Genomic DNA, 6,225 nt, shown 5'->3' with positions numbered 1-6,225 from the left:
TTACAAAAATCTTTAATTGCCAAAGTGAACACTTCTCTCTTTATATCCTAAAGACATCATCAAATATGCAGCAGATATTACATCAAGAGCATCATCGTGGGTTTTGTTATCCCTTTATAAGAATAAATATCATTAAATACAGAATAACTACTGTATTTTTCAATGTAAAGCTTCTTGTAAGTAAACGGTATAATTAGAGTCGATATTCTACTAAACTTATTAGACCTTGGTTTAATCGACAAAATTCTAAAATATTAGCTCATATTGTTTCTAAGCCTCATATATTCATGAGTAAATCCACCAGCACCTTTGGTGTTATATCTATCTTCTAAATAAAGTGCGTGTACATTGAAATTTTATAAAACAATCTTGACCATATTTATAATATAGGGATCATTAGCGGGTCGTTGATCTTGAAATACAAAGGCATAATACTTATCATTAAATCTCTCTATAACACATAAAGCGACGTTGCCTCCTCCAATACTAAATGCTTGATCTAACTATGCTATTGGACTAGCAAACACGTAATCCTCGGCAATATTAATAGCAATATTAATCTGGGTAAAAATTGAATCGGTACTTGCTATCCATTCTCCTAGTAATACTCTTGCTTTATATGTCGGCATATATTTATATAGCTTCTCTTGAGTTTTAATAAATCCTTTACTAAGAAGAACATTATCATAAGTTGTAAACTTATATGTCTTAAAAGTTGCTGCATTATCAATATAATCGGTTTTGAAATAATGTTCTGGATAATCCGGCTTAGTATCAAAAATAATAGTTTCTTGTCCATACCTAAGTCTTTTCAAGACCTCCTCTAAAGTTTGCTTATGTAAAGTAGCAACCTCATTCATAAAAATAAGCTCCGAATTACTTCCTATAAATCTTTCAAAATCACTTGCCTTATCCCCTCCATATAAATTAATGCGGGGTGAATCAATGAGGATATATGAAATATTTGTATTCTTTGGAATATAAGAAATATTAAGAAGTTTGCATAGCTTTTTAAATTATCTTAAAACATTAACTTCAGCCGAACACTGAGAATTGCCTATAATAAAATTATTCGTATCACTAGAGTATAACTTTTTATTTTTCAATTAAACTTTTCATAAAAAACACGCAAGATACTTTTTCAACTAGCTATACCACCACTAAGTATAATCTTCTTTTTATTATTCTTTTGAATGCTTTTTATTACATTCTTTTGCTTTAAAGTTAAATGCTTTTCTTTAAATCGATCAAAATTAACTGCAGAGTTTGATAACTTTATAAATTGAAATATATCAACTCCAAACTGAGTTTTGTATTGCTTTTGAAGTGTTGTAAAAAGTTTTGCTTGATTTAAGTTCACTCTTATACTTTTATATCTGCCTTTATTCTCAACTTCATGGACAGCAGAAAGTCTTTTTATGTATTCATAGTAAAATTCCATTTCTCTTATTGAACACTCTTTTATAAGATCATTAAGCTCATTTTTCAAAGAATTAATTTTTTCATTAACACATTTTCGACTTTTTTTATTACATTCTTTACTTAAAGAGTTAGTTTCAAATCTTAAATTTTCTATTTTAGAAAGCATGCTAGCAAGCTCAACGCTAGAATATTGTTTGAACACACGCATAAATCCTAATTCTAAATTAAAGCGCTCCAAATCCAATTCTCCTTTAGTTTTCTTAGCTTTAACTTCTGATTTTAAGGCTGCACTACAAGGTGTTTAAAAGTATCTTCACTAATTATTACTCTATAATCCTCATTAATAGAAACTTCTCCACTCTCCCATTTTTGTCTCATTCTCTACACATCTACTCTAGAAACTCCCAGTCTAACTGCTATTTCTCCATCACTTAAGGATACTTCTCTAAAGCATAAAGCATAATCATCAAAAGATCTTTTAACTTTTTTAAAAAGTATTACACTAAAATAACAAAATTAACAAATTATTACTCTAAATAATAAAGCAATTTAACAAATTGTTAACACAAACTGCTAACTTCTTTATATCTATTAACTGCTGATCTATATTTACAATATTTATTAAATTTAAATACATAAAAATACAATTTGCCCATCTTAAATGCTTTTAGATAAGCATGTTTTATTTTTAAAAGGAATATAAAACCATGTCAAAAGCTTTTGATGAAATATATTGCCACTCATGCAGCAAAGCAATTAAAAAAGATGCTGAAATTTGTGTTGCTTGTGGGGTTAAAAATAAACACGCTCAAAAACCTTACAATAGAACAACAATATTTTTATTATGCCTGCTTCTAGGGTTTTTGGGGGCTCATAGATTTTATGTAGGCAAAACCAGAACCGGTTTATTATACCTATTTACAGGCGGCTTTTTATTAGTTGGGGCTTTGATTGAGATTATTAACATATCAAAAAATACCTTTCAAAAAGGGATTTAAAATGACTCAAAAAACAATATTTGCAATATTTTTATTATTATTTATTATTAATTTAATCTGTAATTTAAATAATAATGATAATAAAGTATTGGGCGATATTAAATTTTTTTCAAAAGATTTTAGCAATATTAATACAAATAAAAAACCAAGACTGGTTATTAGTCTTGTTCTTAGTAATTTATACTTTTTAAAACCACTTCTTTATTCTTTTTTATTTTCTACAATTTCCTTAGGCTCTTCTTCAATTTTCTTAAGCGAATTAGTTATAACTTCCTTAGCCATATAACCAGTATTATTACCACTGATCATGCTTTTAAAGCCCAATTCTTGAGCATGCTTCCAAGCTTGCTTTCCAACTTGCCCTTGATTTCTCGCTCTATATCCAACAGTTGTCCCAGTTGTAGATCCAACTTGAATTTAAAGCTCTTTAAATTTCTTCTTAGCATCCTCTAAAGCTTTTCCCCTTTCCCCTTTTTTCTTTGTTAAACCCTCTTCAAGCTCCTTTAATTCCCTTTAATTCCTTTTTAACTTTTTCTTTTCCTTCTTTGCCTTTTAAATTTTGCTTTAAATCTTCACCACCTGCAAAATTCTTGCAAGAACTTATCAGAATAAAAACAGTATAAATAATAAACATTTTTTTATTCATGATTCTCTCCATAAGCCTCAAGCTTAATGCAATTCCTAATAAATATAATTTTTTATAGATTTAAATATCTAATTTTGCTACACTTTACATTGCATAGTGGCAAACTTTAAATGTAATTTTAATTAAACTTAAAAAATCTATCCATTGTAAGTAACATACTCACTATGGCAAACCGCAAAACATATGCAAATTAAATTTCAAAGTCTTTGCTATATATCACACAAAGTATATAGTTTTGTGTGGGAGCCCTTCAAAATTACCACTTCTGTTTGCTACAACTACTCTAAAGCTCGTATTTTGTATGTAACGAGAAGCCTCTCAATTTGACTAAAATTTTTAGTTTTTAGTAAAATATAAAATATAATTTATATCAATTTTTATTACTTTTATTTAATTTAAAAGTAATACTTATGTAGAGCTGATTTTATGAGCATTAACAATTATCTTAATTTAAATAAAGACAGCGCCAAGCTACTTCTTAAGCTTGCAAAAGATTATCAAAAAATACTCAAGGAAAACAAAATCCTAAAAAATACATTAAAAACTAAAAAACTCACAACCAAATACTAAGTTTTATTTGACTATAAAATTAGCAACTTAATCGTAAGGCGCATTAAAACCCTAAAAAGCTGATCCAATATCAGGCTGGTTCTTGCATTTACTTTTAATAAGCATGTATAGGGGCAGTGAATTTCAAAAAGTAAAAATGTAAGACATTTCATCCTTATTGAGCAAAGCTGCAAAGATTTTTTATAACATAAAAGTAAATATAGTAAAAACACAAAATATCGCTTGCATTATAGAAATTACTATCAACCCCCGAAGAGTTTAATACTATTCAAATAACACACAAAATCATTTTAAAGAAAAAAATCTTGATAAAAGGCGTACTTATCTTTTCCGAAAAATCAAACATAAGTTTAAAGACAATTAAATTAGCATCATCAACATTTCTACAAAATTCAAAAATCTTCTTAAAGGGTCGGGATTTGGGATAAATAAATCACTTCATTTATATGGGAATTCATTTATTTTAAATTTAAAATCTAATAAATACAATTCTTTTCAAATTAAAGAACTTGTGGAATATTATTCAACATCCGAAATCGATAATATCTACAGACTCTCTTCTGCAAATAAAATTCAAGCTTATAAATGCGTAAAAAATAATTTCAAATTGTAGTAAAACTATCTAAGCTTAAATATACGCTTTGAAGTTGCTTTAAATTCTTTTCCAAAGGGTTTTAAATCAAGAGAATTATATAATATCTCTTTATCTTTTGTGACTATAAAATGAAATCCATTAACACCCTTAATCTTAACTTCACTTATTTCAAATTCATTTAAAGCTCCAAAATAACCAAAAGATTTATATTTCACACCACTTCTAATTCCATAGTAATTAAGTATCATGCAAGGATTTTTAATAAAACAATTACTCCTAATGTACTCAAGTCCTAAAAATCTGTAATAAACTGTATTTATATCATAGACATTAAATTCAAGTTTCCTGAATGCACTTGTATAGTAACGCAGACATAAAAAACAACACCCCTATTTTTGTATCTCTAAACGTAAACTTCTATTGTTTTACTTTATTTTACTAATAATCATTATTGAAGCCTCCGATATTAAATTATTTTTTTAATTTTTTAGTGTCCCCATATGAATGGGGACACCGGCACTATTTGCAAAGGATATATTCTTTGGCAAGAATACTTTACTACTTATTGGCAAAAGTTCTTTAAATCTATCTGATATTGCTTTTTCCTTAGAATCATAATTAAACACAAATTCTCTAAATCTATAATTTACATTATTAATCAAATCAATGGGCATTTACTCAAAATGCTATCAATTTTAATTTTGAGCAGTTCTTTTAAGAAGTTTTCTTTTTTTTATTTTCATTTTGAATTTTATTTAGTTCTACTTTTAGATTGTCAATCTCAATAAGATTAGACTCAAGATTAGCAGCAGCCTGGTCGGTTTTAATCTCAAGCTCTATACACTCAATACACTCTACAAATTCACTTGCCCAATCAAATTCAATTCCAAATTGGCAAAAATCACTCTCAAACATTACCTCTTTAATAAACCTTATAAACGTATTATTATCAACATTATTTGAGATCGGTAAATTGACTCCCTTGTTTATCAAAATTTTACTTCTTAAATTGAAAACTTCCATTTCACATTTCTAAACAAACTCAAACACTTTTGATATCAAAGCATTATTTCTCTTTATTTTGCAGTTAATTGGTGCCGCGTCTATCAAAAAAACAAATTAAAATACTCAAGACCAGCACATGCTAGCTGGATTTGCGCCCACCATAATATTTTAAAAAAATATTTACTGCTTAAAAATTGTCATTTTTATTGTGCTTCACAATAACGCTGCTCATATAATTAGAATCACTGCTCTTAATCTCTAAAAACTCCACAACACCATCACTATTGATAAACCACCCCTCAATTGTTAAGCCTGCTAAAGTTTCTGATTTATCTGTTTTTTGAAATAATTATATTTACCAGTACTATTAGCATGTTTATTTTTATGCAAAACCTTGATATTATCGCCTTATACTTTAACAAACTTTTTAAATCCTAGAATTTTCTAACTCTTTGCCCTTGAGCATATACAAATTCTATTTAAAAGGCATACTCATTCCAAAATATTTAAGCACCCTATTTGCCATTAAGTCTTTTGGCCCTGCACCCCCAATAAGAAGCCTACTTCGCTAACTCTGCATCTATTAAGCCCATTTCTTTACAAGTTAAAACAAAGATTTCGATCAAACCTAAAACACTCTTTACTACTTATCCCTGGTAATTTTTTAGCCATCTTGCTTAATTTGCCTTTTTCTTTAGTAATAGAAGATTTTTCCTCAGATACTTCGCATCCAGCAAAACTTTATCGCTTAACATGCAGCATTTTGGATTCTCTATTTTTAATACTTTCTTGCGGATTATTATTTAATGGTGCCATACCGGCCTACTTTATAGTTTTCAATAAATACAAACATATAACAAAAAAAGTTAGGTTTATTTAAATTCTCTTGTTCAAAAACTTAGTCAAACCCAACCTAACTAGATATTTTTGTCAGGCTTTTAGAAAAGTTTTTTGAAAAAAGAAGTGGAAACTTGGCGAAACTTTTTATA

General features: G+C 28.0%; 3 protein-coding genes and 5 pseudogenes. 2 read left to right on the top strand and 6 right to left on the bottom strand.

Annotation, left to right across the window (positions count from 1 at the left end):
• Nucleotides 1-12: 12 nt before the first annotated feature.
• Together BSV1_RS05415 and BSV1_RS06925 are read right to left on the bottom strand one after the other, a co-directional pair.
• Nucleotides 13-1,360, bottom strand: a pseudogene (locus tag BSV1_RS05415) (PBSX family phage terminase large subunit).
• A 6-nt stretch (nt 1,361-1,366) separates the two neighbouring features.
• A pseudogene (locus BSV1_RS06925) lies at nt 1,367-1,920 on the bottom strand (DUF603 domain-containing protein); the annotation flags it as partial.
• Between the two features lie 209 nt (nt 1,921-2,129).
• On the opposite strand from BSV1_RS06925, the gene BSV1_RS05405 reads away from it, so the two are divergent.
• A complete protein-coding gene (locus BSV1_RS05405) occupies nt 2,130-2,420 on the top strand; it encodes a TM2 domain-containing protein (protein WP_012672904.1) in 291 nt (96 codons plus the stop codon).
• A 305-nt stretch (nt 2,421-2,725) separates the two neighbouring features.
• Here BSV1_RS05405 and BSV1_RS07630 read toward each other — a convergent pair whose 3' ends face one another.
• Both BSV1_RS07630 and BSV1_RS07625 read right to left on the bottom strand, forming a co-directional pair.
• Nucleotides 2,726-2,866, bottom strand: a complete 141-nt coding sequence (locus tag BSV1_RS07630; protein WP_012672876.1) for a hypothetical protein — start codon at nt 2,864-2,866, stop codon at nt 2,726-2,728.
• Between the two features lie 47 nt (nt 2,867-2,913).
• Nucleotides 2,914-3,066 (bottom strand): hypothetical protein, encoded by a 153-nt coding sequence (locus tag BSV1_RS07625; protein ID WP_012672911.1) that lies wholly within the window; start codon nt 3,064-3,066, stop codon nt 2,914-2,916.
• Between the two features lie 426 nt (nt 3,067-3,492).
• On the opposite strand from BSV1_RS07625, the pseudogene BSV1_RS05395 reads away from it, so the two are divergent.
• Nucleotides 3,493-4,249 (top strand): annotated as a pseudogene (locus tag BSV1_RS05395) (site-specific integrase).
• 5 nt (nt 4,250-4,254) lie between these two features.
• On the opposite strand, the pseudogene BSV1_RS05390 reads toward BSV1_RS05395, so the two are convergent.
• Nucleotides 4,255-4,632: pseudogene (locus BSV1_RS05390) on the bottom strand (DUF261 family protein).
• Nucleotides 4,633-4,710: 78 nt separating this feature from the next.
• Nucleotides 4,711-6,052: pseudogene (locus BSV1_RS05385) on the bottom strand (DUF244 domain-containing protein).
• Nucleotides 6,053-6,225: the final 173 nt, after the last annotated feature.

Source organism: [Borrelia] finlandensis, assembly GCF_000181875.2.
Lineage (GTDB): Bacteria > Spirochaetota > Spirochaetia > Borreliales > Borreliaceae > Borreliella > Borreliella finlandensis.
The sequence above is the reverse complement of the archived record's forward strand: the minus strand, read 5'-3'. Positions and strand labels throughout refer to the sequence as shown.

What these genes read in the sequence shown, in the direction of transcription:
- BSV1_RS07625 (WP_012672911.1), bottom strand. Translation starts at nt 3,066, where the DNA reads ATGAATAAAAAAATGTTTATTATTTATACTGTTTTTATTCTGATAAGT.
- BSV1_RS05405 (WP_012672904.1), top strand. Translation starts at nt 2,130, where the DNA reads ATGTCAAAAGCTTTTGATGAAATATATTGCCACTCATGCAGCAAAGCA.
- BSV1_RS07630 (WP_012672876.1), bottom strand. Translation starts at nt 2,866, where the DNA reads ATGCTAAGAAGAAATTTAAAGAGCTTTAAATTCAAGTTGGATCTACAA.